This window comes from Thalassotalea euphylliae (genome assembly GCF_042682785.1).
In the GTDB taxonomy this organism is placed as follows: Bacteria; Pseudomonadota; Gammaproteobacteria; order Enterobacterales; family Alteromonadaceae; genus Thalassotalea_F; species Thalassotalea_F euphylliae.
On the sequence record NZ_JBHUIB010000003.1, the window covers coordinates 994881 to 1020097 of the forward strand.

The following is a 25217-nucleotide window of genomic DNA, read 5'->3' on the forward strand; positions in this document are numbered from 1 at the left end:
TCGTTTATTTTTTACCTAATTACAATAATGCTTTAATGCCTTCGCTTAAACCTGAAATGGTCATTGGATACATTTTTTTATGCATTAATTGATGAATAATTTGAATCGACGGGTAGTAATGCCACGCTTGTTCAGGTTGAGGGTTCAACCAAATAACTTTATCAAAGTGTTCGGTAACCCGCTCTAACCAAACGCTTCCAGCCTCTTGATTCCAGTGTTCTACACTGCCACCTGGGTAAGTAATCTCGTACGGCCCCATCGTAGCATCACCGACAAAGATAACCTTATAGTCACGGCTGAATTTGTGTAACACATCCAGCACATCATGATGTTCATTGTAACGACGCTCGTTCTCTTTCCAAACATGCTCATATAAACAGTTGTGGAAATAGAAAAACTCAAGGTGTTTAAATTCAGTGTGAACTGCTGAAAATAGCTGTTCACATACGCGAATATGGTCATCCATAGAGCCGCCCACATCGAAAAACATCAACACTTTTACGGCATTATGGCGCTCAGGCTTCATTTTGATATCTAAGTAGCCCGCATTTCTTGCTGTTGCTGAAATCGTATCATCAAGGGCTAATTCATCACTAGCGCCACTTCGCGCAAACTGTCGAAGCTTACGTAGTGCCACTTTGATATTACGCGTCCCTATTTCGACTTGGTTATCTAAATTGCGGTATTGACGTTTATCCCACACCTTAACGGCTTTACGATGGCGTGACTCTTTCTGGCCAATGCGAACACCTTCAGGGTTGAAACCATAGGCACCAAATGGAGACGTCCCCCCCGTACCAATCCATTTATTACCACCCTGATGTCGTTTTTCCTGCTCTTTCAAACGTTCAGCTAGTGTTTCCATAAGCTTATCAAAACCGCCCAACGCCTCAATTTCCGCCATTTCTTCCGGAGACAAGGTTTTCTCGAGTTGCTTTCGGAGCCACTCATCTGGAATTTGAGATAAATCCAAATCAAGTGACTCGACACCTTTGAAATAGTCGGCAAATGCACGATCGAAACGGTCAAAGTAACTTTCATCTTTGACCAACAATGCACGGCTAATTGCATAAAATGCGTCTATGTCGGCATAAACAACGTTTTTTTCAAGCGCCCTTATCAAGTCAAGCAACTCGCGTATTGTACAAGGCACACGATATTCGCGGACCTTGTAGAAAAATTCGATAAGCATGGCTTAACGACCTGAGCGATTCATAAACGCCAGCTTCTCGAACAAATGCACGTCTTGTTCATTTTTAAGCAATGCACCGTGTAATGGTGGAATGGCTTTACTCTGCTGCGATTCGCGAAGTACTTCCGTTGGTATGTCTTCAGCAAGCAGTAGTTTCAACCAATCAATAAGCTCAGACGTTGAAGGTTTCTTCTTCAAGCCAGGGATGTCTCGTAGATCAAAAAACGATGCTAGTGCCTGGTCGAGCAATTGCTTTTTAATACCAGGGAAGTGAACTTCAACGATGGCTTGCATCTCTTCTGCATCAGGGAAATTGATGTAGTGGAAAAAACAACGACGTAAGAATGCATCGGGTAATTCTTTCTCATTGTTTGACGTAATAATCACAATAGGACGTTGCTTTGCTACCACGCGTTCTTGTGTTTCATATACAAAGAACTCCATTTTATCGAGCTCTAAAAGTAAATCGTTTGGAAATTCGATATCGGCTTTGTCAATTTCGTCAATCAACAGTACTGGGCGTTTACCGTGGGTAAATGCCTGCCATAACTTACCTTTGACAATGTAGTTACTGATATCTTTTACTTTTTCGTCGCCTAACTGACTGTCTCGTAAACGTGAAACCGCGTCATATTCATATAAACCTTGTTGGGCTTTGGTGGTTGATTTAATGTGCCATTGAATAAGTTCTGTATCTAACGATGCGGCTAATTGCTCCGCCAACATGGTTTTACCGGTGCCTGGCTCACCTTTAATAAGTAATGGACGCTCCAAGCTAATAGCCGCGTTAACAGCCAACTGTAACTCTTTTGAAGCGATGTAATCTGAAGTACCGGTGAATTGCGTCATAAAATTTCCAATCGTTAGAACTAAATTAGACAGTCGTTATTCCATTTTTGCATATAAGATATAACGAAAAGTCACTTCTTTTTTTTCTTTTAAAAGCTAATCTTTACAATGTAATTTTGACAATTCTATATTGTTTATCTGAATAATCTACAGGATTAGGTAATGACTACTATATTTGAAGACAACTCAACCAGTATTGGCCGCACGCCAATCGTTAAACTAAATCGCGTAACTGGCGGTAATGTTTACGCAAAAGTGGAGGCACGTAACCCTAGCTTCAGCGTTAAGTGTCGTATTGGTGCTAGCATGGTATGGGATGCTGAAGAAAAAGGTCTTCTTGGTGACGGTAAAGAGATCATCGAACCAACTAGTGGTAACACAGGTATCGCACTAGCATTCGTTGCTGCGGCGCGTGGCTACCCTATTACATTGACAATGCCTAACACAATGAGTCTTGAGCGTCGTAAGCTTCTTGCTGCACTAGGTGCAAAGCTTGAGCTAACTGAAGGCGCTAAGGGAATGAAAGGTGCTATCGAGAAAGCACAAGAGATTCGCGATTCAGACCCTAGCAAGTATGTGTTACTTGGTCAGTTCGAAAACCCAGCAAACCCAAAAATTCACGAAGAAACAACAGGTCCGGAAATCTTCAAAGATATGGACGGTAAAATTGACTTCTTCGTAGCAGGTGTTGGTACAGGTGGTACTATCACAGGTGTAAGCCGCTACTTGAAATTAAAAGAAGGGGTTGCACTAACATCTGTGGCTGTTGAGCCAGTTGATTCACCTGTAATTACACAAGCGAAAGCAGGTGAAGAGTTAAAACCTGGACCACATAAAATCCAAGGTATCGGCGCTGGCTTCATTCCAGGTAACTTAGACCTAGAACTTGTTGATGCTGTTGAGCAAGTATCAAACGAAGAAGCGATGGAAATGGCACACCGCCTAATGAAGGAAGAAGGTATTTTAGCTGGTATTTCTTCTGGTGCAGCGGTTGTTGCAGCAAAACGTCTTGCTGAAAAGCCAGAAAATGCAGATAAGAACATTGTGGTTATTTTACCAAGCTCAGCAGAGCGTTACTTATCAAGCCCGCTATTTACAGACAGCTTCTCAGATAAAGAGCTAGTTCAATAAGCTATTCTTGCTTTATTGATTAAAAAAGGCGCATTCAGCGCCTTTTTTCGTGCAAGTTATTCTTGCTTATGCTTAAAATAGGGACAAATTTTCAGTTTGTTCTACCTTATGAAATTACTTAAAGGATTAGTTCTCTTACTCTCCATTTCTCTTTTCGGCTGTGAAAAAGAAGAAGACATTACCGAAATTCAAAACCCTGAATTAGTTGCCGTTGCATTTTTTGATGCGTTGTATAACCAGAAAGATATTAAAAAAGCAGCATCGGTTTGTGGACCTAAACTCGCTCGTATTCTTCTTCACTACAACTCAACAACCGCAGTAGCGCGACACTTGTTCAATATGCAGTATGATTCGGTAGAAATTAAGCCTGATGACAGTGGTGTTAAAGTGCGTGAGCAGTTCAAGGAAAAAGCTGACATCACGATTTATTTTGATGGTAAATACTTAGAAGACCGGGTAAAAGACGTAAAGCGCTTGCGCCTCATTCAACAAGATGGTCGCTGGATCATCGATAAAATCTTAAAAGACCCATTCTAAGTAATTAATGAATAAAAAAAGCGGCTTAATGGCCGCTTTTTTTATTGTCTAATAGTCAGGCGTTACTTTGCCATCACCTTGCCTTCCCGGCGAGGATCTGCACCGCCTAACAATTTACCATTCTGCACTTCAATAGCGTGAATGCCGCTGTTTAAATCTCTCACAGAGACTTTGTGGCCTTTCGCTTCTAGCGCTGACTGAAGGTTCGCAATTGGCGTGCCCTTCTCTAACGTTGTAACTTTGTTACGGTTTGTCATCTTCGGTAGGTTGATCGCTTGCTGAGGGTCCAATTTCCAATCCAATACGCCAATCATGGTTTGTGCTACATAGTTTATAATGCGGCTACCACCAGGCGATCCGACAACTAATTTAAGCGAACCATCTTCATTAAATACCATCATAGGTGCCATAGAACTGCGCGGACGCTTAAATGGTTCAACACGATTGGCAACTGGCTTGCCATCACGCTCCGGTGATAATGAGAAATCAGTCAGCTGATTATTCAAAATAAAACCGTTAACCATCAGTGCAGAACCAAACGCCATCTCAATACTCGTCGTCATCGATATCGCGTTACCGTCACCATCAACAATTGACACATGGCTGGTGGAAGGTAACTCGTAACTATCATCATTCGCTCTTGCTAACAGTGTTGCATTGCCAGCAGTAGCCTTACCCATGTCGGTATCGGTATTGATAAGTTTCGCACGGTTTGCCATATAGCTTGGCGAGACTAAGGTCTGGGTCGGTACTGATACAAAATCTTCATCGGCGATGTATTTGTCGCGATCTGCAAACGCCAATCGAGAGCTTTGAGTAAACAAGTGAACTGCTTCAACATCTGTTGGTTGAAGTTTATCAATCGCAAAACCTTCTAATTGCCCAAGTATTTGAATAACCGCAACACCACCAGAGCTTGGCGGCGCCATACCACATACTTTAAACACCTTGTACGGCCCACAAACTGGTTCACGCCATTTAGCTGAATAGCCAGCCATATCATCCATGCTTAACACACCAGGCTCTATCGATGCTGTATTGACTGCATTGACGATATCTTTTGCTATCCACCCTTTATAAAAAACATCTACGCCCTGCTCTGCAATAGCTTTGTATACCTTAGCTAGCGGTTTATTCACTAAAACGTCGCCAGCCTTTATCGCTTTGCCTTTAGGAAAAAAGTAATTGTTTATCGCTGGCATTTTGACAATACCAGGGTTGAATTTCATTCCGACAAGTTTTTGTAAGCGCGGCGATACTACAAAACCTTTTTCTGCAAGTGTAATCGCATCGTCAAACAACGCCTTCCAAGGTAGCTTGCCGTGTTTATCGTGGGCTTGTTTAAGCGCCATCAATACGCCGGGAACGCCAACAGAACGACCGCCAACAACTGCATCAATCCAACGCGCCGGTTTACCATCCGCGCCAATAAACATATCCGCTGTTGCTTTTGCCGGTGCTGTTTCACGCCCGTCTAACGTTGTTAGCTGTTGATTCTTTTCATCCCAATGCAGAATGAAAGCACCACCACCAATACCTGAAGACTGAGGTTCAACAAGTGTAAGAACAAGTTGAACTGCAATAGCCGCATCAATAGCGCTGCCACCGCGCGCTAACATGTTGTAACCAGCTTCACTCGCGTAAGGGTTGGCTGCTGCTACCATGTACTCTTGGCCGACAACGACTTGATTAACGCTTCTTCCCGTCGCTGCTTCAGGCTCTCTTACTTCACGTTTTTGCACAGACGCGCCTGTTGTCTGGGCGACTGCTAAACTCGTCGTAAAGGCTAAAGCTATTGAACAAGCTAACTTGGCAATATTTTTCTGCATATTCTCGAATTACTCTTGAAGTGATGGTCTAAACGATAACTGAAATGCATTGAACTGAGCAAAGCTTTTTAACAGAGAATGATATTTATTTTCGTTTTGTTCAATTACTGACAATGCATAGCAACAGGCTTCGAGAGTCGACAAAGCGTTTTCTTTTTTAGTTTTGCGAATGGCGTAGTTGCCTTGAAGCCCCTTTGGCAATGTTACCGCTGGCAAATTTTGCAGAGCGGATGATATTTGGTACATCTTAAATGCTTTACGCCATGTAGCATCAACCACTATTAAATTTGTAATTGGCTTTGAGTCAGCTTTTCCCAACGTTAGCTCTTGGGCATTATCACTTGGATAAAGTAACGCAGTTTGTGCTTTATGACTCGCTAACCAACTAATAAACGCCTCATTTTTATCGAAGTTCTCTGCTATAAAAGTGATAGTGTTAGACAGTGAACCTTGTAGCAATGGCGCGCTGCCTTTTGGGTGATTTTGTTCTTTGGGGTGCTGCAATATCACCAACGTACACTGATTGTCGATATTTGTCATGAACTGGCATATGCATGCACGTGGTGGTCGCTGACACTGTGCACAAATGTCTCTGGTCATTAAAGTTTCTGTTCTATACACTTATGTACCTATTATGCAGGATATTATTTTCCACCACTATTAATCCGTGATCACATTTCAACAACATTCCCGTTTTCTCATACCCGTTATAGTTGCGCTGTTAGCTTTGCTGGCCTTTGTTTTCAACAATCACGTTGCCTTTTTTGATTACGACAAAGTGAAAATATTGAACGGTGAACTATGGCGTATTGTTACAGGGCATTTGTTTCATACTAATGGTTATCATTTGTTGCTTAACTTAGCTGGTTTAACGCTACTTACTGCCATTCATAAACAGTTTTATACAATAAAAAGTTATGTCTTACTGTTTCTGGGTTGTGCGGTAATAATCAGTATCATCATGCTCTACTTTTCGTCTCTAGAGCGGTATGTCGGGCTTTCTGGCATTTTACATGGGATATTTGCCTGGGGCGCTTTAAAAGATATTCAGCATAAAGAGAATACCGGCTACCTATTATTTTTAGGGCTATGGGTTAAAATAGTTATGGAACAGATCAATGGCGCATCCAATGACGTATCGTCATTAATCGAAGCAACGGTTGCGATAGACGCGCATTTATATGGCGCCGCCGTTGGTAGTTTATTTTTTCTATTGCAAACATGGATGTTGAAGAGGACGAAGGAGTGAAAATTGGTGTTCACAAGATGGCTAGCAGTACTGCTCGCATGTAGTTGGTTTTCATTTACAACTTCAGCGGCACAACCACATATACGCTTTGTCACAGAGCATTTACCACCGTATCAAATTGCTGATTCACGAGGTGGCGTGTCAGGTTTTGCTACTGAAATTGTTGAAGCTGCAGCCAAGCACGCAAAGATTGACTACTCTTTTACTGCATACCCTTGGATGCAGGCCTATGAAATAGCGCAAAAAGCACCAAATACCTGCATATTTTCAATCGCTCGAACGCCCGTAAGAGAAGCACTATTTCATTGGGTGGCTCCAATCGTTGAAACTAACTCATCATTTTTTGGATTAGCGTCTAGTTCAATAAAACAAATCCAAACTATTGAGGAAGCAAAAAACTATAAAGTTGCGGTACTCAGAGATGACGCTTCACATCAGGTATTGCTAGACAATGGATTCGAAGAAGACGTAAATCTCTATATCGTCGACAATACACAATCTCTCCTTAAGCTGCTGGCACACCGCGAAGGCATTGATTTAATTGTATCGGACATTATGACCATAAGGCATAGAGCTATTTACGACAAAATCGATCCCAATATTTTTAAACAATTTCTCACGTTACACGACAAGCCACTCAGTTATTACTTGGCCTGTCATCAAGAGACTAATGCTGAAACCATCGATGTGCTCAATCACGTTATTATGCGAATGAAGCAATCTGGTGAAGCAGAACAAATTATTAATGATTGGCTAGAAAGCTTAATATCGTCGGAATAACGAAAGGTGTTATCAGTGCAGTTAACAACGCTGACAGAATCAAAGCCAGAGACGAAAAAGCACCGTGCTGGTAACTGACAGGTGTTATACAGGCTGTACCTAACGCATGGCTTGCACAGCCAACGCCTAATCCTTGTGCTTTAGCATCGTCAATGCAACATAGTTTCAATATCGACAATCCATATACCCCACCAACAATTCCAGCAATAATGATAGCAACTGCGGTAATTGCTGCGATACCATCAAACTGGTCAGTGAGTGCCAAGCCTATCGGAGTGGTGACTGACTTAAGCGCAAGTGACACCGCAATAGCATCTTGCTGAAACAGCAAAACGGCAAACAAGGTGTTTACTACCAACATGATGATAATTGCGACAACTAGCGCTGTGATAACTTCGAAAAGCTCTGTTCGTATCACTTTAAATTGCAAATAGAGCGGATAGCCAAGTGCAACTATGGCTGGTTCAAGCAACATGCTGAATATATTAGTGTATTGATAATAATGCTCGAAGCTTGTGCTTGTAAAAAGTAACGCTGGAATGATGACAAACATGCTCATCATCATCGGGTTCAACCACGGCCAGCCTGACTTTTGTTGGATAAAAGCAAATACCTGATAAACGCCAACAGTAAAAAGGAAAAAACCAACAAAGCTTAGTGACAGCCACTCAATCATGGTTCACCCCTGTCTTTTTCCTTGTTTGCAATCGACTGTACGACCACGAGACCAATATCATGAGTAAAACGGTAGTCACAACAGTAAATAGGAAAATAGAAATCCCGTGAGTAACAACTAAATCTCCATAATTCATAATACCTACGCCAGCTGGCACAAAACATACGCCCATGTGCTTAATAATCCAGTTAACGGTCGCATCCATTTTTTTGGCGTTAAAAAGCTCAAGCTGCAAGCCAATGGCAAGGTAAAACATGCCATATAAGCTGGGCGGAATGATGTCGACAAATGCATGCGTTGCATACCCTAGCCCTAGACAGAAAAAAATCAGAAAAAGAGAATAAACTGCTGTCAACGTTAGATAGATTGCTAAGAAAAGATGTGAAAAGCTTATACAGCCGCTACAGCATTGTCACCTGTAATTTACATTTTATCGACTAAAGTCTCGATGCAGTTGAGGATTTGTGCTGATCGAGCATCAGTTTATCAAGTGAGCAAAAAGCACGGCTATTACCGTGCTATTCGCTCGACTTACGTTTACGGCTGAACAACCTTTATATTGAAGAGTTAAAGGTTACTTTCAAATAGTTTGTATATTCGACGATATTCATCCAGCCAAGAACTGGGTTGTACAAAACTGTGCGGTTCGACAGGATAAATAGCCGTTTCGAAATCTTGCTTTTCTAGCTCAATTAATCGCTGTACCAAACGCACAGTATCTTGGAAAAACACGTTATCATCTATCATAGGCGCGTTAATTAACAAGGGTTTAGTCAGTCCCTCAGCAAAGTAAATCGGCGAACTACGTTCATAAGCGATAGGGTCGTCACCTGGCGTATTCAATATGTTTGAGGTGTATCCATGGTTGTAATATGCCCAATCAGAGACTAATCGCAATGCAGCGCCAGCCTGAAATGTTTCAGGCTCAGTAAAGAGCGCCATTAAAGTTAAAAAGCCACCATATGAACCACCGTAAGTGCCGATTCTATAGGGGTCTACATTGGCATTTTCTACTAACCAATCTACCCCGTCTAGCATGTCCTGCACTTCAGGTTTTCCCATGTGGCGATAAATAGCAGTACGCCAGTCTCGGCCGTACCCTTTTGACGCTCTAAAGTCCATGTCGATAACAACATAGTCTTGTTGTACCAACATAGAATGGAACATGAACTCTCTGAAATAATTTGACCACCCTAGGTGCGCGTTTTGAAGATACCCTGCACCATGGTTGAACATAACAGCACGCAGTTTTTGTTTGCGCTTATCGTAGTCCTTCGGGAAGTAGATACGCGCATATATGGGCTGCTCTTGATAACTAGAAGGAATTGCAACTACCGTAGGTATTGACCATGGCATAGCTTTAAATTTGTCACTCACAGTACTCGTTATTTGAGTAACGTCATTACTACCGATTTTTTTCGTATATAGCTCTGTTGGTTGCGTGACTTTCGAATGAGCAAGCAACAACGACTGTTCATCAGGGCTCAACACATAATCCACCAACCCATCAAGATCTGTGTGTTGCTCAAGGTTCTCACCGCTAGCATCTATTGAGTACACCTCGTAAATCCCAGGGTGTTTGATGTTAGCTTTAAAATAGAAGCGCTCATTGTCGTTGCTCAGTGCAATGTCACTGACTTCAAAACTCCCTTGTGTTAACGCGGAAGCCTTACCTTTTAACGATTTGGTGTATAGCTGGGAATAGCCAGATTCTTCAGATAAATAAAACAGTTTCCCTTGGTTTCCTATCCAACCAAATTGATTAAAGGTGTAACCAACCCATGCTTCATCGTGCAACCGATGCTGACTTTGTAGTTTATTCTCTAATAAATTAACCGTAGCAAGCCATCTGTCTTTGTTATCCCAAGCTTCAAGCATTACCGCCACTTGCTTGCCATCTAGTTGCCACTTTATTGGCTGCCACGTATTCATTACATGGATATGTCTTAGGCTCTCAGATGGTGTATATGTCTTGCCTTCCCTTTCATGGTTTTCTTGTTTTACTTGCGCTAGTACGTCGTCAAATGCGCCAGGAAGTACATCAAAGCTTAATGGAAAAACACCACCTGACTTAAGGTCTAGCAACAACAGCTGCTCTTGGTATTTACGGTTATTTGCTACCCGGTATCGAACTCTCTCCGCCCAAATATCACCGTTGTCTGTTACATAATTTGGCATGATGTCCGTATCAGCTCGGCCGTTACCTTTATCAGCAATACTGACGACAAGTTTGTCACCATTCGGTGACAACGAAGCTTGAACGATGCGCTTGTTTTTCCCTAAATAGAATTCAGTGGTGGTAACCGTGCTGTTTTGAGCTTTTAAGCGTTGTTGGTATTGCTCTTTAAGCGCGCTATTTCGTTGCTGCAAGGCAATATAATCAATGAGTTCTCGTTGCTCTTGCGCCAAGTAACTCTCGCTCGACGCAGCCCCTCCTGGGTGTGCAACCATTTTCAAGCTAGCCAGTTCAACTACACCATTGTCGGACAGTCTATGTTGAAAAAACTTATTTCCCACTCGATAAGCCACATCACCACTACTGAGGAACATCGCCTGACTTTCTTTGGCCGACGTATAGGTTAATTGTGTCACCTTTCCCGTCGCTAATACTTTTACAAAGACATTACCTTTAAAGACATAGACCTCTTTACTTCCATCCTTGTTTTTCTGTGCAAACCTATCTGCCACCACATGCATTTCTGCTAAAGGTACACGCTCCGTTTGCTTACTCTGTTGATTGACACGATAGAGGTCGCGGATTGGATTACCTTCTTGCTTTTGCTCGAAGTACACCGTCTCACTGTCATCCCCCCAGTACCACCTTTCCGGTGCACGACCGATCCAATCAGGATCTGCCATAATTTGCTCTAATGTAATTGCTTTGTTAACAACTTCAACGTCAGTATGTGCCTTAGTTGGCGACATTACAGTAATAGGCTTTTTTTGTTGAGTGGTATTACTTGAGTTGATTACTTGTTGTGGCTCATTGCTAACACAAGCGACCGTTAATGCGGTCACCGCAATAGCAAGCACATGATGTTTCATAGGTTTTCCATTACACACGTTATTTCGTTATTTATTTCAGTGTAATGGAAATTTTGTGTAGGGAAAGGTGTGTTGCGACTAACATACCATTAGTCGCGTTTAACTAGGCGCTAGAGGCTTAAGCCTCCGTAAGTGATTTACACCATTCGCTGGCGGATACGAATCTCTCATGCATAAAGCTTGGATTGATGTCATACGACGACAGCTTATCGTTCATTTGGTCATTTTGGCCGAGTATGTATTCAGTTGTGAGAATTAGAAGCTCTCCAAGTAAACCATTTCTTCCAAGCAACGCCAGCTCTATATTTTCAGCCAATGGCATATGTTTTACGATCTCTTCCATAGACTGACCAAGCAGTACCTCAATAGCGCTAAGAAGGCCTGTAATAAAGGCATATTCTTTAACTGATGAAAATGTCGCTGTATCTGCCAAAACATCCATCAACCTAGCCGTTATTAGTGCTTGTTTTGCCGCTTCATCAGTTTTCTCGGTAGACATCTTAGACAAAGCTAGAATAGACACAAATTGCCTAAGCTTTTCTTCACCTAAATAAGCAGCAGCTTGTTTCAGTGAGGTAATTTCAACACGTGTGCCTGTTGCAACATTATTCACCATCTTAAGCAAACCAACACTCAGTTGAACGTCATGACTAATAATGTCTGCAATCGCATCAAAATTCAGAGGTGATTTAAATGCTTCCCCCATCAAATTCAGCATTTGTGCTTTCATTGGGGCAATCGTTTGTCCTTCAACAATCTCTGGTTCGTGATAGAAATACCCTTGATAAAAATTAAAGCCCACTTCCACGAGCGACAAAATTTGGTGCTTACTTTCAACTTTTTCTGCCACTAATTTCACATTGTGATCGCGAAATTGTTTGGCAGTGCCAATAAGACGTTTCGGGTTTATTTTATCAATATCAACTTTGACATAATCAATATATGGAAATAAGGAATACCACTTTTCATCCATGTCATATTCAGACAACGCTATTTCATAGCCTCGCTGATGATAGAACTGAATTATCTTCGTTAAACGTTCATTGGTTGTACTGTGACCAATCAACTCAATGACGATAGATTTCGGGTCGAATAACAGCGGAAACTTATTAATCAAATACTGTTCAGTAAAATTAATAAACGCTTTCTTTCCCATAGTGATAGCTTCTATATCACCATGAATATGATTTTGAACAATTAATTTAGAACTGGCGATGTCAGGATCGATTTCAGGAAACTTATTTTCAGGACTGTCTCTAAATAAGAGCTCATAGCCCATAGTGCGAGCCTCGCGGTCCATTATTGCTTGGCGAGCGATATAAGTACGATACATAGTGTCTAGTTAAAAAATGGTTAATATGATTATTTGGACATTAACATACCCGATTTTACTGTCCTAGAAAACGATTAACTGCGTTACTCGACCATTTAATCGTTTAGCGACTAACCTTTAGTCTAGGCTATTTCGCCAAGTAAACTAATGCGTTTTAATTGATTAATTTGTTATAATCGCGCGCCCCTGTTTCAGTTAACGAACTTGGGCTAGCAAGATAAACAAGGCGAGCTGAATGATACCTGTACCTAAAGTCACACTCTTTGATTACCCCAAATATTGGGCGGAATGCTATGGCACTGCGCCATTCTTGCCCATGTCGCGTGCAGAAATGGACGAATTAGGTTGGGACAGTTGTGACATTATATTGGTTACAGGTGACGCTTATGTGGATCACCCTAGCTTTGGTATGGCCGTTATCGGCCGCATGCTTGAATCACAAGGTTTCCGCGTTGGTATTATTGCGCAGCCAGACTGGCAGTCAAAAGACGCCTTCATGGAACTTGGTAAGCCAAATCTCTATTTCGGCGTAACTGCCGGCAACATGGACTCCATGATCAACCGCTACACCGCAGAAAAGCGACTTCGCCATGACGACGCGTACACGCCTAATAATGAAGGTGGAAAGCGTCCTGACCGTGCAGTGATGGTGTATTCTCAGCGATGCAAAGAAGCATACAAAGGTGTGCCCGTTGTCATCGGCGGTATTGAAGCCAGTTTGCGTAGGATAGCGCATTACGACTATTGGTCAGAAAAAGTGAGACGTTCAGTTCTGTTTGATGCTAAAGCCGACATTCTGGTTTATGGTAATGCTGAGCGCCCGCTCGTCGAATTAACACACCGCATTGCTAATGGCGAAGACATTAGTAGCCTTACCGATATTCGAGGCACTGCATTTTTAACGAAACAAGCCCTGCCTGGCTGGAAAGGTATCGACTCTCGCTCTATTGATAAACCAGGGAAAATAGACCCTATTCCAAGCCCGTATGTTGATACTACAGCAACGGAAGCTTGTACCAGCGAGAAAGAAGCCGTTCAAACCGTCGACGCGACGAAAGACGTCACTAAAACGGCACAACCTATCCAAATATCAGATTATCAAAATAAAACCTGGGAAAAGAAGTTAAAGCCATGGGAAACCACCTATATCAACCTGCCTACTTTTGAGCAGGTAAAAGACAACAAGGTGTTGTACGCCCATGCGTCTCGAATTTTTCACCAAGAAGTTAACCCTGGTAGTGCTAAACCTTTAGTGCAAAAGCATGGTGATAGAATTATTTGGCTAAACCCTCCTGCCTACCCACTTTCTGAAGAAGAAATGGATGGCGTGTTTGGTTTGCCTTATCAACGTGTGCCCCACCCTGTTTACGGCGACGCAAAAATACCTGCCTACGACATGATCAAAACGTCGATTAATATTATGCGCGGCTGTTTTGGCGGGTGTACTTTCTGCTCTATTACCGAGCATGAAGGACGTATAATTCAATCGCGTTCTGAAGAGTCAATTCTGCAAGAAATTGAAGACATTAAAGAAAAAGTCCCAGGTTTTACTGGCGTAATTTCTGATTTAGGCGGTCCAACAGCAAACATGTACCAGCTGCGCTGTAAAAGCCCAAAAGCAGAGGCAACGTGCCGTAAACCAAGTTGTGTATGGCCAACGATTTGTGGTCATTTAGATACTGATCACACGCCAACGATCAATCTTTATCGCAAAGCGCGAAAAGTAAAAGGTATCAAAAAAGTCCTTATTGCATCGGGTGTGCGTTACGATTTGGCTATTGAAGATCCTGACTATGTGAAAGAACTAGCAGAGCATCATGTCGGCGGTTATTTGAAAATAGCTCCAGAGCACACCGAAGAAGGCCCACTCAATAAAATGATGAAGCCAGGTATGGGCAGCTATCATCGTTTTAAGGAACTGTTCGATAAGTACTCGAAAGCCGCTGGTAAAAAACAGTACCTAATACCTTATTTTATTTCGGCTCACCCGGGTACAACCGACATGGACATGGTGAACTTAGCGCTCTGGTTAAAAGAGAATGACTTCAAGCTAGATCAGGTACAGAACTTTTACCCATCGCCGTTAGCTAACGCTACAACGCTATACCATACAGAAATTGATTCTCTGCGAAACGTGAAAAAGAACAGTGAAACGGTTGCTGTGCCTAAGGGTGGACGTCAACGACGATTGCACAAAGCCATCTTGCGTTACCACGATCCAAACAATTGGCCGTTAATTCGTGAAGCACTTACCAAAATGGGTTTAGCGAAAAAATTAATTGGCAGTAAACCAGGTTGTTTAGTACCTGCTGCAGGTAGACAAGAGGGTTCATACCAGCATTACAAGAAAGGTGGTAAAGGGAAAAACAATGCCCAAGGCTATAAAAAAGGTGAAGGTATTAAGCGCCCTAATCGTTCAGGTAAACCAGCGGCTAAAGGCAAACAAGGCCTAACCCGTTTCTCGGATAACCAGTTTAACGACCGAAAACCGAAGAAAAGCCACAGTAAAAAATCACGATAGATGTAATAACGACTCAAGTAAAAAGGCTCCCGAATGGGAGCCTTTTCTTTATTATTGTTTTATATCCAAGTAGCAGCTTAGATCTTGGTTACAACTGAATAGCAGTCACTACACCATTTTCGGTGTAAACATGCATAAACTTACTTGGGTAGACATCATTACCCGTTTGGTTATAAGCCGTTGTAATAATGTATTGCTTATATACACCAGTTTGCGTTTGAACCAGCTTGTGAGCCGCATTAGGAGCAATAAGATCTACACAAGCTTCTGGCTGACCTATATTAATCCAACCGCGGTTTAGTTCGCTTGCTGCAACTTGACCTTGCCAATTGTCGTCAAAACTCACATTACACACATTCGCGAGTTGCTCATATCGCGCCTTGTTAGAGGCAGTCGTTTGTTCGGTTGTTGCACAACCCGTGGCAAGCGTTGCTACGACGCCTACTGTCATTAGTTTTTTCATCTCTAGTTCCTGACTTTATTCTGTTAAATTCGCTGTTAGACTTTTTGAACGAGACAAATATTCACAGAGCCTCTCTGTCAATTTGGGTTCAAAATATAGTGCTCTGAAACGAGCTATTGCGCGAATTGTTAATTTACGTAGCCATTGTGAACAAAGGGTAACCAGATTGTTAGATTGATATTGTCAACCAGATGTAACTGAATGTAGCTACATTTGCGAGGCCGTTACATGTATTTCATGGTTAAAAATACAAACTCACCATTAGATAACAGATACTTAGCGCAAAGATATGTTTCACTACTGTACTCAAAAGTTGTAAAAATCAGCGCTGGAAAGCTGTTCTATGCCTACATTACTGTGACAAATATCTCTTCTTTTTTGCGCTATTAACAATAAAAACACAATTAAACACGTGTAAAGTGAGGAATATTGGAGTACCACTTAACACACTCCGAAGTTTTGCAAACAACCTCAAAACAGCCTATCTAGAGGGTATACAGCCCGAGTTAACTAGCACCAATCCAAGATTGCCAGTTACAAGCTATACTTCTTAATAGTGGCTAGGTTCGGCATGAGTTGTGCGGTTAAGGATAATGGCGAAATAGCATTCCAATAATATTGCCAAACTTCACAAAACATTAATGAAAAAACGCATAAGCCAGTTTCTCGATGAAATAAAGCACACCTCTACTGAGCAGAAACGCTTAGTCATTGACATCGCGTTGATCTTAACGGTCTGCCTTTTAGGCTTTTATTTTGCCAAAGAACATGACGTCTTTGAGCTTTTAGTAGAAGTAACGAGAGACTATGAAGCTTGGGAACTAGATGAGCTATTTACACTCCTCATGTTTTCTGGTGTTGCACTTTTTTCCATCACTATTCGCAATATTAAATTCCTCAAAAAAGAGATTACGCGAAGACAAGACGCCGAAGATGAAATTAAGCGTCTTGCGTTTTTCGATGGCTTAACAGGGCTACCCAACCGCCAGTTGTTTACTAATCGGCTCGAACACTTCATCAGCTATGCAAAGCGCACCGACGCCATAGCAGGTGTAATGTTTATTGATCTCGACAATTTTAAAGAGGTCAATGACACCTATGGACACGCCATAGGCGATGAACTACTCGTGCTATTTAGTAAGCGCCTCAAAGGACATTTGCGTAACGACGATACCTTGTCACGTTTTGCTGGCGATGAGTTTGTCATCCTCTTAGGCTCAATTAAAAACACCCAAGACTTACCACTCATTGCCAGTAAAATTGTTAACTGTGTTCGCCAACCGTTTGCGCTTGCGGGTAATGAAGTACATGTTGGAATGAGTATAGGTATTGCCACCTTTCCCAATGACGGCTGTGTCGCTGAAGATTTGTTTAAGAATGCAGACACTGCTATGTATCATGCAAAAAGCGAAGGTAAGAATACCTATCGCTTTTTCTCTAGCGAACTCGACGCTGTCGCTAAATACAAATTAAGTATCGCCAACCAATTAAGAAAAGCATTAGAAAGAAAAGAGTTCACCCTGCACTATCAACCTATCATTGATAAAAGCACAAACTTGGTCAAAGGTGCTGAAGCACTATTGCGTTGGCATAATGAAACACTAGGACATGTTTCTCCTGCCGATTTTGTTCCTATAGCCGAAGAAGTTGGCATCATTCAAGCGATAGGTGATTGGGTAGTAAAAGAAGCGTGTCAGCAAGCCAAACAATGGCATAGCTTTGGTCATAAAGAGTTCGTCATGTCGGTCAATATGTCTGCCAAACAACTCGCTAACGATGCGTTTGTCGCTTATGTGAAAAAGTGCTTAGAAAAGATACAACTTCCCTCTCATGCATTAACTCTCGAGTTAACAGAATCGACCGTGATGTATGATGTTGATGGTGCCGCTAGCCGACTTCGGCAATTAAAAGCACTTGGTTTATCTATTGCCATCGACGATTTTGGTACTGGCTACTCTTCCTTGGCGTATCTACATGCCTTACCTATTGACCGCATTAAAATTGACCGTAGCTTTGTCATGAAGTTAACGGAAGATAAAGACAGTGTGCTGATGGTTGAAACCATGATAATGCTAGCCGAAAACCTACAACTAGCGGTCACCGTAGAAGGTGTTGAGACCCAACAGCAAAAAGAGTTCTTCAACGATACCTCTATCGATAAACTCCAAGGTTTTTACTTCAGTAAACCCGTTAGTGCTGAAGAATTTGAACAACACTTTCTATCAAATCAATTAGTAGACTCAATTACAGCATAAATAAATCTATTCTTACCGTTTCACTAAGTGACTGCGCAGCGGCTGCAAGGTATAATCGCGCCAATTTTTTATAGCTCGCTAACTTTCTATGTTAATTGCCAACAATATTACGCAACAGTTCGGCGCTAAGCCGCTGTTTGAAAACATTTCACAAAAGTTTGGTAACGGTAATCGTTACGGCCTAATCGGTGCTAACGGTTGTGGTAAGTCTACCTTTATGAAAATTCTAGGTAGTGACCTAGAACCAACAGGTGGCAACATCTCGCTCGATCAAAACGACCGAATTGGTAAGCTTCGCCAAGACCAGTTCGCGTTCGAAGATTACTCAGTAGTCGACACCGTCATCATGGGTCATACCGAACTGTGGGAAGTGAAAGAAGAGCGTGACCGCATCTATGCATTACCTGAAATGAGTGAAGAAGAAGGTATGCGTGTTGGTGATTTAGAATCACTTTACGCGGAAATGGACGGTTACAGTGCCGAAAGTCGCGCTGGTGAGTTACTCATGGGTGTGGGTATTCCTGTAGAACAACACTACGGTAAAATGAGTGAAGTAGCACCAGGTTGGAAACTACGTGTACTTCTTGCTCAAGCACTATTCTCAGATCCAGATGTATTGTTGCTTGACGAGCCAACCAACAACTTGGACATTCACACCATTAAGTGGTTAGAAGATACGTTAAACGAGCGTGAGTCTACCATGATCATCATCTCGCATGACCGTCACTTCTTAAACTCTGTGTGCACGCACATGGCTGACTTGGACTACGGTGAGTTACGTGTTTACCCAGGTAACTACGACGAGTACATGCTTGCAGCAACTCAAGCTCGTGCCCGCCTAATGGCAGACAACGCAAAGAAGAAAGCACAAATTGCCGAATTACAATCATTCGTTGCTCGCTTCTCTGCTAACGCTTCAAAAGCAAAACAAGCAACATCTCGTGCGAAACAAATCGACAAAATTCAACTTGAAGAAGTAAAAGCATCAAGCCGTGTGAATCCGTTCATTCGTTTCGAGCAAGAGAAAAAGTTATTCCGTAACGTCATTGAAATTGAAAACCTTAACAAAAACTTTGACGAGTTAAGTGTTCTACAAAATATCAATCTGATGGCTGAAGTTGGCGAACGTATTGCCGTTATCGGTGAAAACGGTGTTGGTAAAACCACGTTTTTACGCACACTTATGGGTGAATTAACACCAGATTCAGGTGAAGTAAGATGGTCTGAAAACCACAACATCGGTTACTACGCACAAGACCATGCACACGAATTTGAAGAAGACATGAACTTGTTTGACTGGATGAGCCAGTGGCGAAAAGAAGGTGACGACGAACAAGTGATTCGCGGTTTCCTAGGTCGTATGCTGTTCTCTGCTGACGACATCAAAAAATCAGTTAAAGTGCTGTCTGGTGGTGAGCAAGGTCGTATGTTATTTGGCAAGCTAATGATGCAAAAGCCAAATATTTTAGTGATGGACGAACCAACAAACCACTTAGATATGGAGTCGATTGAATCGTTAAACATGGCGCTAGAACAGTTTGAAGGTTCACTCGTATTTGTATCGCACGACCGTGAATTTGTATCAAGCTTAGCGACACGCATTATTGAAATTAAAGCTGATGGCTATGTTGATTTTGCTGGCACCTATGATGAGTACCTAGCTTCACAAGCGTAAACTATTCATCTTCTTTAAAAAAGCCAGCTTTCGCTGGCTTTTTTGTTTACTGCACTGCCAAGCATTATCTCGCTAACTTTCTTCCATCAGCTCTAACAATACTTGCTTAAAGGCTTCTTGTGGTTGCGCCCCCGTCAGCCCCGTTTTACGATTAAACACAACGGTAGGCACACCTGACACACCCATTTGTTGCCATTGCAATTCTAAAGACTTAACACGCTCCAACGCCGTATCATCTGCCCAAGTTTGTTCAACAAGCCCCCTTTCGATGCCTACACTTTCAGCTTCAGTTAACAGCACCTCTCGGTCTGAAACATCTTTCTGCTCGGTAAAAAAGGCAGAAAACAGTCGCATCTTCATCTCAGTTTGTTTACCTAATTGATGCGCTAAATCTAACAACAAATGTGCATCTAAAGTGTTAACTATCTTCATGCCATCGAAGTAGTTAAACGTAAAACCATATTCAGCACCATGTTGTGTAATATTACTGCGCGCTCTGTCGCTGTCAGCTTTAGACGAACCGTACTTTCTGGCAACGTGAGCTCTTAGCCCCTCTCCTTCAGGTGGCATATCAGGGTTTAGCTCAAATGGCTGCCATTCGATGTCCACCTGGTCTTGAATACCCAATTCATTAATTGCTGCCTCTAGGTGTTTGTAACCAATAATGCACCACGGGCAAACAACATCCGAAATAATATCCAGTTTAATTTTCTTGCTCATACGTTCTCTTTAATAAGACTAGGACTATTTAGTCCAAGCGAATTTTTTAAACATATCGTCAACCGGCGTCTCGGCAACGTGATTCACATAGTTACTGATCACTTTTTGCGACAAGCCGAGAATAATTTCTAACACCTGTTTTTGCACGTAGCCTGCGTCAAAAAATGCTGTCATTTGTTCTTCTGTCACATTGCCACGTTGACGCACAACCGCAAGCGTAAACTCATGAAGTGCTTGAAGCTTAGCATTAGGCATTGGCTGACTGTTGCGCAACGCCTCAGTAATTGCAGGGTCAACTTTCATTGAATGCGCTATGCCCGTATGCGCAGGAACGCAGTAGTGACATTCATGTTCGACATTAATCGTTTGCCATACAACCGTTAGCTCTTCTGCGTTAAACGACGTTGCAGTGAATGCCTGATGTAGCTGCATATATGCTTTCAAAATTTCAGGCGACTCGGCCATCGCCGCATATAGATTTGGTATTGCGCCCATCTGCTTTTTAGCGCCTTCTAGAATCGCTTTACTGTCTTGCGGTGCTGACTCGATAGTATGAAATGTAAATTTGCTCATTGGTTTGCTCCAAGTTTGAATCATTTAAATCAATTTAACTGTAGACGGGAAATACGGCTTTGCCCCGTGAACGATGCAAACTATAGAACAACATGAACGATCGTTCAATTATTATTTTGAACGATCGTTCACTTAATTTGTAACCTGTTGAATTTATTAACAACTAAGTTAGCAATAAAGTGAGTAAAGCGTTCTCTGCGTAGCTCACATGCCAAAAAACCTGCTTTACGGATGTATAAGACAGCCATATAATTGAACAAATGTTCAAAATATTCATACGCAGTTAACATGGCAAAACCCGCTAAATTTGATCGTGAAGACGTTATCGATAAAGCCATGAATCTTTATTGGCACAAAGGCTTTCACGCTACGTCTATGCGAAACCTTCAAGACGCCATTGATATGCGCCCAGGTAGTATTTACGCAGCTTTTGGCAATAAAGATGGATTATTTAAAGAAGCGTTAAAGTGCTACACCAACATGGGTATTCACGTGTTAAGCCAATGCAAGGCAGAGCAACCTTCAGCTTTGGCAGCGCTGATTGCGTTTGTAAAAATACAAGTGATTGAAAGTAAAGCAAGTGGGCCTAACGGCATGTGCATGCTGACAAAAACGTTAAGCGAACTAACGTCAGAAAACCAAGAACTGATCGACCTAACAAAATCCCATTTAGCTGAGGTTTCTAGTGAATTTGCTAACGTCATAACGCAAGCACAAGCAGAAGGTGACATCAGCAAGTTAAAGTCAGCAGCCGAGTTAGCCGACTACCTACAAGTTCAAATTGCAGGCCTTCGTACCTACGCAAAAATAAACGATGACAGTGATAAGTTATCGTCGATGATAGAAGATATTTTTGCACACTACCCTTTTGCCTAGTCTTCAAAAGCTCACACACGCCATGTGAGCTGCAACATTCAAAAACACAATACCATTCACCTTAGGTGCATAAATCAGGTAGACTGTTGAGCAATATGGATATTCTCGTCAACAAATAAAAATTATAAAAATGCGCTACCAAATCAACGACTTCGTATTTGACGCCACGAACCTCGTACTCACCAAAAACGGTGACAACCAAGAAATTAGGCACAACGAAGCGAAAGTGCTCGCCTTATTGCTTAGCCAGCAATACAACGTTTTAAGTAAAGAAACGATACTGGCTGAGGTTTGGCGTGAAAAAGTCGTGTCTGAACAGGCGGTATTTCAAAATATCAGCCACCTGCGTTCAGTGTTTGGCAACAGTGCCATTAAAACGTTTCCAAAACGCGGTTATCAATGGCAACTAGAAACAACAATAATTACTGAATCAATCGATGACGCAGTAACTCCAGAGCAAAATACTCATCAAACCAATAAGCAAACAAATGACCTGCAAGATTACCTGCCGAATGCCCAGCCAATTATAAAAGAAAACGAACAACCTAGCGCATCACAGAGATCAAACAACATAGTAAAAGCAAACAATAATCCCCGCCTTCAAAAGCCACTTTATATAGGCATTGCAACAATGTTTTGTATGCTGGTGCTAAGTTTTTTCTTGTTAGATTTCAGCGAACAGGCACCACATCAAAGTGTTGCTTTTAAGACCGATAATGACGCGCTTTCAGGCAAAGAAGACATACTGACCATTGGCTATTTGCCTTTGCCCTCTGTGAACGAGACCAACCCAATTGAAGGGATTGATAAGGCTAGCGAGGATGCCTATCTTCCTGTACTTCAAGACAACGCAACAATCAATTTTGTTGAAGTAACAGGCTTATCGACATCGTCATTTTTAGCATCAGCTGAACTTGAATACCCTAAGCTAGCCAAAGACTTTCCTTTTATTTTAGCGACTGAAGTCAGAACGCACGGTCAACAATACTTCGTAGATTTTCAACTAAAAGGTCCACACAATACCTGGCAAGGGCAAACATCGGGTAAAACCTACCAAGAAGCTATCGACAAATTAACAACCCATATTCAACGACCAGTAGTGAATACCCTTATATCGTCGGCACTGCCCCCACAAGTAAGGTTGGCGAATTTGTCGATTGCGCATGAAGAACAAGCGTCTGATTTAATCGTGCTTACAGAGCTTATTCAAAGTTACATAAAAACCAATGATTTAGACAAAGCCATGGTGCTCGCCGAAAAAATGGAAACGCTTGCCTTGGCAAATAACGACACCTTCTATGCAGGCCAAGCCTTATTAAAACAAAGCCAAATACTGACAAGTAAGAACCTGATTGAGTTAAGCGCCAACAAGCTTGTCAGCGCATTACGTTACTTTGAACAGATGGGTGATTTAAAAAGGCAAAGCGATGTGTGGAATGCCCAGTCATGGCTAGACCATCAACATAAAGACTACCCTGCACTCAAACAAAGCTTGTTAAAAGCTGCCAGCCTAGCGCTTGAAGCAAACGATATTGGGCGCGAACTAGGCGCACTTACTTACCTATCCGTTATGGCACACAAGCACAGACAGCAGCACGACCAATACCTGTATTTGCAGCAGGCAGAGCAGAAAATGAATGCGTACCAGTTGCCTCAGTACCACTATGCGAAAGTCCCTTTTCACTATGCCATTTTTACTAAGCACATCGCTGACAAAGAACCACATTTAAAACAAGTGCTGGTATATACAGAATTAACGCCCGATCACTGGGTTGCCCAGTCAAGCCGTAAACAGTTAATAGAATACTATGTTTCTGAGAATCGTTTAGATGAAGCGCAAACATTGGTTCAAACGCTAACCTCTGATAACGCGCAAAACAGTTACTTAAAAACTTTGTTTGCTCAAGCAACGGGAAACATGGATGACTATACCGAACACGCGCAACGCGCGTTCGAGCAAGCTCAACTGTCTGGCAACCAGTGGTTAAGCTTAGACATTGCATTGCTAATGTTGGAATCAAAAAGCGATAAAGTTAACGTCGACTTTTACAGCCAGTTTATTGAAAACAATGCCATAGACCGCTGGCGAAAGATTAATGAAGTGAAATTGCTGGCGTTAAATGAATAAAGCGTAACGCCCGATTAAGGGGTTGATTAATGTTTGGCTAAACTTTGTAGCAAAGCGGAACCGAGCCATGCTTTAGCAGTCCCGTCACTTTATTGGCTTGTTATATGCCTAACTTCAATTGCTATCGACCTAGAAGCATTTTATAACTAACGTCTTGCCCATTAAAGTCAGTATTTAAGTCTATCGACATAACTGCTTCAATATATTCAGCAGGAGGACAATAACCGTGCACTTCAATGTAATGAATTAGCAATGAAGGAGAGGCGTAAACAATTCCTCTTTCTTTTTCAGAAGGTACCCAGATTTCACTAGAACCAAGACTTTTAGTCTTTCCGTTTAATTCAACTTTAAAACATTCTCCACACAAGTTACATGGATGACTGGGTCCTCGGATTAGATTTGTATCAGAACAAAAGCTAGAGCTACCAAAAAACAATTGTAGCAATTTAGTTTTGAACTCATCACTAACTATACCTTGGGAAAAAGGCTGGTCTTCAACAATCCAACCTACATTTTTTACTTTTCCAGAAATATCTGGGAAAAAATAATTATAGTTTGATAAGTCTTCGCAATACATCTAACTTCTCTTGAACCTTCTTTGGTATATAACGCCCAAAGCAGCGGTGCGTTTACGCGTCCGACTGCCTTTGCTTGTTAGCTGCTATTTCTCTGATTCTAGAAACTACATCTGTACATAACTCTACATATGAAGAAGCCTGCTCTTGCGATATCAAATGCTGTCGATTTCTCATGATCATTGCTCGAACATTTTGTATCTTTTGGATCTCTTCTTGAAGCTCTTGATCAAAGCCAAGTTGCTCTCTGACTATCCTCGCATCCTTAACCTTGAGAGGGCGCCGCGCTTCACCTTCCAAGGTGTCGTTGTATAGGGCTAGCAGTTCTCTATCCATTAACGCATAAGCTTGGTGTATTACACTGTTTGGAGAGAAGTCAATGTAATTTAGTAAGCGCTCTTCTTCTGCCTCTAAATCGCCAGGAATTAATTTACCTTCTTCCTCAATTTCAGCAGCCTTTTCAACCACTTCACTCATAGCTTTTGAGAAGGCAATTTCTGTGTCTTTATGCTTGAACTTTTCTATTCGAGGCAAGATATCATTAACTTTATCTTTTAATAGAACTAGAGATATCAGTACAGTGGTAGGCCAAGCTATTTGAGTGGTCATCTGTACTATAAATTCTTTCCAGGTCAATTCGATACTCCCTAAGTTGCTAACAGTATATTATGTAGACGTCTCAGTAATATCCGTCCACGATTAGCCAGTTAAATTACCAGAAATCTACAGTAATTCAATCTGTTAACAACAAAACACAACCAATGATTTGTGTTTTTCAGGATATTACTGAGACTTCATAGTAATGTCCGC

General features: G+C 41.9%; 22 protein-coding genes. 9 read left to right on the plus strand and 13 right to left on the minus strand.

Translation table 11 applies throughout. From position 1 onward, the window contains the following. Positions 1 to 19: 19 nt before the first annotated feature. Entirely contained in the window at positions 20 to 1192 is a 1173-nt protein-coding gene (locus ACFSJY_RS11815) for a vWA domain-containing protein (protein WP_386034477.1), read from the minus strand. 3 nt (positions 1193 to 1195) lie between these two features. Continuing rightward, the gene (locus ACFSJY_RS11820; protein ID WP_386034479.1) at positions 1196 to 2041 is read right to left on the minus strand and encodes an AAA family ATPase; all 846 of its coding nucleotides are present in this window, start codon (positions 2039 to 2041) and stop codon (positions 1196 to 1198) included. A 162-nt stretch (positions 2042 to 2203) separates the two neighbouring features. On the opposite strand from ACFSJY_RS11820, the gene cysK reads away from it, so the two are divergent. Next, a complete protein-coding gene (gene cysK / locus ACFSJY_RS11825; protein ID WP_386034481.1) occupies positions 2204 to 3172 on the plus strand; it encodes a cysteine synthase A in 969 nt (322 codons plus the stop codon). Between the two features lie 108 nt (positions 3173 to 3280). Further along, on the plus strand, positions 3281 to 3709 hold the full coding sequence (locus tag ACFSJY_RS11830; protein WP_386034483.1) for a hypothetical protein: 429 nt from the start codon (positions 3281 to 3283) through the stop codon (positions 3707 to 3709). A gap of 62 nt (positions 3710 to 3771) precedes the next feature. On the opposite strand, the gene ggt is transcribed toward ACFSJY_RS11830, so the two are convergent. After that, on the minus strand, positions 3772 to 5538 hold the full coding sequence (gene ggt / locus ACFSJY_RS11835; RefSeq protein WP_386034485.1) for a gamma-glutamyltransferase: 1767 nt from the start codon (positions 5536 to 5538) through the stop codon (positions 3772 to 3774). A gap of 9 nt (positions 5539 to 5547) precedes the next feature. Then, complete coding sequence (locus ACFSJY_RS11840) at positions 5548 to 6138, minus strand: tRNA-uridine aminocarboxypropyltransferase (RefSeq protein WP_386034487.1); 591 nt, start codon at positions 6136 to 6138, stop codon at positions 5548 to 5550. Positions 6139 to 6205: 67 nt separating this feature from the next. On the opposite strand from ACFSJY_RS11840, the gene rrtA reads away from it, so the two are divergent. Further along, positions 6206 to 6787 (plus strand): rhombosortase, encoded by a 582-nt coding sequence (gene rrtA / locus ACFSJY_RS11845; RefSeq protein ID WP_386034489.1) that lies wholly within the window; start codon positions 6206 to 6208, stop codon positions 6785 to 6787. Between the two features lie 6 nt (positions 6788 to 6793). Further along, the gene (locus ACFSJY_RS11850; RefSeq protein ID WP_386034491.1) at positions 6794 to 7567 is read left to right on the plus strand and encodes a substrate-binding periplasmic protein; all 774 of its coding nucleotides are present in this window, start codon (positions 6794 to 6796) and stop codon (positions 7565 to 7567) included. Here the strand turns inward: ACFSJY_RS11850 and ACFSJY_RS11855 are convergent. From ACFSJY_RS11855 to ACFSJY_RS11870, 4 genes are all read right to left on the minus strand, one after another. After that, on the minus strand, positions 7530 to 8243 hold the full coding sequence (locus tag ACFSJY_RS11855; RefSeq protein ID WP_386034493.1) for an LrgB family protein: 714 nt from the start codon (positions 8241 to 8243) through the stop codon (positions 7530 to 7532). The genes ACFSJY_RS11850 and ACFSJY_RS11855 overlap by 38 nt on opposite strands. After that, the gene (locus ACFSJY_RS11860; RefSeq protein WP_386034495.1) at positions 8236 to 8598 is read right to left on the minus strand and encodes a CidA/LrgA family protein; all 363 of its coding nucleotides are present in this window, start codon (positions 8596 to 8598) and stop codon (positions 8236 to 8238) included. The genes ACFSJY_RS11855 and ACFSJY_RS11860 overlap by 8 nt, the downstream gene beginning before the upstream one ends. Positions 8599 to 8810: 212 nt before the next feature. Further along, a complete protein-coding gene (locus ACFSJY_RS11865; protein ID WP_386034496.1) occupies positions 8811 to 11288 on the minus strand; it encodes a S9 family peptidase in 2478 nt (825 codons plus the stop codon). Positions 11289 to 11406: 118 nt separating this feature from the next. Beyond that, the gene (locus tag ACFSJY_RS11870) at positions 11407 to 12621 is read right to left on the minus strand and encodes an EAL and HDOD domain-containing protein (RefSeq protein ID WP_386034498.1); all 1215 of its coding nucleotides are present in this window, start codon (positions 12619 to 12621) and stop codon (positions 11407 to 11409) included. Positions 12622 to 12856: 235 nt separating this feature from the next. Between ACFSJY_RS11870 and ACFSJY_RS11875 the strand changes: the two genes are divergently transcribed. Then, positions 12857 to 15142: a YgiQ family radical SAM protein gene (locus ACFSJY_RS11875; protein WP_386034500.1), complete on the plus strand. Its 2286-nt coding sequence runs from the start codon at positions 12857 to 12859 to the stop codon at positions 15140 to 15142. An 88-nt stretch (positions 15143 to 15230) separates the two neighbouring features. Here ACFSJY_RS11875 and ACFSJY_RS11880 read toward each other — a convergent pair whose 3' ends face one another. Beyond that, entirely contained in the window at positions 15231 to 15605 is a 375-nt protein-coding gene (locus ACFSJY_RS11880; protein WP_386034502.1) for a hypothetical protein, read from the minus strand. A gap of 641 nt (positions 15606 to 16246) precedes the next feature. On the opposite strand from ACFSJY_RS11880, the gene ACFSJY_RS11885 reads away from it, so the two are divergent. Both ACFSJY_RS11885 and ACFSJY_RS11890 read left to right on the plus strand, forming a co-directional pair. Further along, positions 16247 to 17860 (plus strand): putative bifunctional diguanylate cyclase/phosphodiesterase, encoded by a 1614-nt coding sequence (locus ACFSJY_RS11885; RefSeq protein ID WP_386034504.1) that lies wholly within the window; start codon positions 16247 to 16249, stop codon positions 17858 to 17860. Positions 17861 to 17948: 88 nt separating this feature from the next. Then, on the plus strand, positions 17949 to 19535 hold the full coding sequence (locus ACFSJY_RS11890) for an ABC-F family ATPase (protein ID WP_386034506.1): 1587 nt from the start codon (positions 17949 to 17951) through the stop codon (positions 19533 to 19535). 72 nt (positions 19536 to 19607) lie between these two features. On the opposite strand, the gene ACFSJY_RS11895 is transcribed toward ACFSJY_RS11890, so the two are convergent. After that, positions 19608 to 20255, minus strand: coding sequence for a DsbA family oxidoreductase (locus ACFSJY_RS11895; protein WP_386034508.1), 648 nt, complete (start codon positions 20253 to 20255; stop codon positions 19608 to 19610). 24 nt (positions 20256 to 20279) lie between these two features. Then, complete coding sequence (locus tag ACFSJY_RS11900; RefSeq protein ID WP_386034510.1) at positions 20280 to 20828, minus strand: carboxymuconolactone decarboxylase family protein; 549 nt, start codon at positions 20826 to 20828, stop codon at positions 20280 to 20282. Positions 20829 to 21116: 288 nt separating this feature from the next. Here ACFSJY_RS11900 and ACFSJY_RS11905 point away from each other — a divergent pair, with 288 nt between their 5' ends. Together ACFSJY_RS11905 and ACFSJY_RS11910 are read left to right on the plus strand one after the other, a co-directional pair. After that, positions 21117 to 21704 carry a TetR/AcrR family transcriptional regulator gene (locus ACFSJY_RS11905; RefSeq protein ID WP_386034512.1) on the plus strand — a complete coding sequence of 196 codons (588 nt, stop codon included), beginning with the start codon at positions 21117 to 21119 and terminating at the stop codon, positions 21702 to 21704. A 130-nt stretch (positions 21705 to 21834) separates the two neighbouring features. Next, the gene (locus ACFSJY_RS11910; RefSeq protein ID WP_386034514.1) at positions 21835 to 23832 is read left to right on the plus strand and encodes a winged helix-turn-helix domain-containing protein; all 1998 of its coding nucleotides are present in this window, start codon (positions 21835 to 21837) and stop codon (positions 23830 to 23832) included. A gap of 121 nt (positions 23833 to 23953) precedes the next feature. On the opposite strand, the gene ACFSJY_RS11915 is transcribed toward ACFSJY_RS11910, so the two are convergent. Next, positions 23954 to 24409: a DUF7919 family protein gene (locus ACFSJY_RS11915; RefSeq protein ID WP_386034516.1), complete on the minus strand. Its 456-nt coding sequence runs from the start codon at positions 24407 to 24409 to the stop codon at positions 23954 to 23956. Between the two features lie 52 nt (positions 24410 to 24461). Continuing rightward, positions 24462 to 25016 carry a hypothetical protein gene (locus ACFSJY_RS11920; protein WP_386034518.1) on the minus strand — a complete coding sequence of 185 codons (555 nt, stop codon included), beginning with the start codon at positions 25014 to 25016 and terminating at the stop codon, positions 24462 to 24464. Positions 25017 to 25217 lie beyond the last annotated feature (201 nt).

Coding starts and splice junctions, on each gene's coding strand:
- ACFSJY_RS11875 (WP_386034500.1), top strand. CDS start 12,857: ATGATACCTGTACCTAAAGTCACACTCTTTGATTACCCCAAATATTGG.
- ACFSJY_RS11840 (WP_386034487.1), bottom strand. CDS start 6,138: ATGACCAGAGACATTTGTGCACAGTGTCAGCGACCACCACGTGCATGC.
- ACFSJY_RS11880 (WP_386034502.1), bottom strand. CDS start 15,605: ATGAAAAAACTAATGACAGTAGGCGTCGTAGCAACGCTTGCCACGGGT.
- cysK (WP_386034481.1), top strand. CDS start 2,204: ATGACTACTATATTTGAAGACAACTCAACCAGTATTGGCCGCACGCCA.
- ACFSJY_RS11920 (WP_386034518.1), bottom strand. CDS start 25,016: ATGACCACTCAAATAGCTTGGCCTACCACTGTACTGATATCTCTAGTT.
- ACFSJY_RS11895 (WP_386034508.1), bottom strand. CDS start 20,255: ATGAGCAAGAAAATTAAACTGGATATTATTTCGGATGTTGTTTGCCCG.
- ACFSJY_RS11855 (WP_386034493.1), bottom strand. CDS start 8,243: ATGATTGAGTGGCTGTCACTAAGCTTTGTTGGTTTTTTCCTTTTTACT.
- ACFSJY_RS11905 (WP_386034512.1), top strand. CDS start 21,117: ATGGCAAAACCCGCTAAATTTGATCGTGAAGACGTTATCGATAAAGCC.
- ACFSJY_RS11890 (WP_386034506.1), top strand. CDS start 17,949: ATGTTAATTGCCAACAATATTACGCAACAGTTCGGCGCTAAGCCGCTG.
- ACFSJY_RS11910 (WP_386034514.1), top strand. CDS start 21,835: ATGCGCTACCAAATCAACGACTTCGTATTTGACGCCACGAACCTCGTA.
- ACFSJY_RS11815 (WP_386034477.1), bottom strand. CDS start 1,192: ATGCTTATCGAATTTTTCTACAAGGTCCGCGAATATCGTGTGCCTTGT.
- ggt (WP_386034485.1), bottom strand. CDS start 5,538: ATGCAGAAAAATATTGCCAAGTTAGCTTGTTCAATAGCTTTAGCCTTT.
- ACFSJY_RS11885 (WP_386034504.1), top strand. CDS start 16,247: ATGAAAAAACGCATAAGCCAGTTTCTCGATGAAATAAAGCACACCTCT.
- ACFSJY_RS11830 (WP_386034483.1), top strand. CDS start 3,281: ATGAAATTACTTAAAGGATTAGTTCTCTTACTCTCCATTTCTCTTTTC.
- ACFSJY_RS11870 (WP_386034498.1), bottom strand. CDS start 12,621: ATGTATCGTACTTATATCGCTCGCCAAGCAATAATGGACCGCGAGGCT.
- ACFSJY_RS11865 (WP_386034496.1), bottom strand. CDS start 11,288: ATGAAACATCATGTGCTTGCTATTGCGGTGACCGCATTAACGGTCGCT.
- ACFSJY_RS11820 (WP_386034479.1), bottom strand. CDS start 2,041: ATGACGCAATTCACCGGTACTTCAGATTACATCGCTTCAAAAGAGTTA.
- ACFSJY_RS11915 (WP_386034516.1), bottom strand. CDS start 24,409: ATGTATTGCGAAGACTTATCAAACTATAATTATTTTTTCCCAGATATT.
- ACFSJY_RS11900 (WP_386034510.1), bottom strand. CDS start 20,828: ATGAGCAAATTTACATTTCATACTATCGAGTCAGCACCGCAAGACAGT.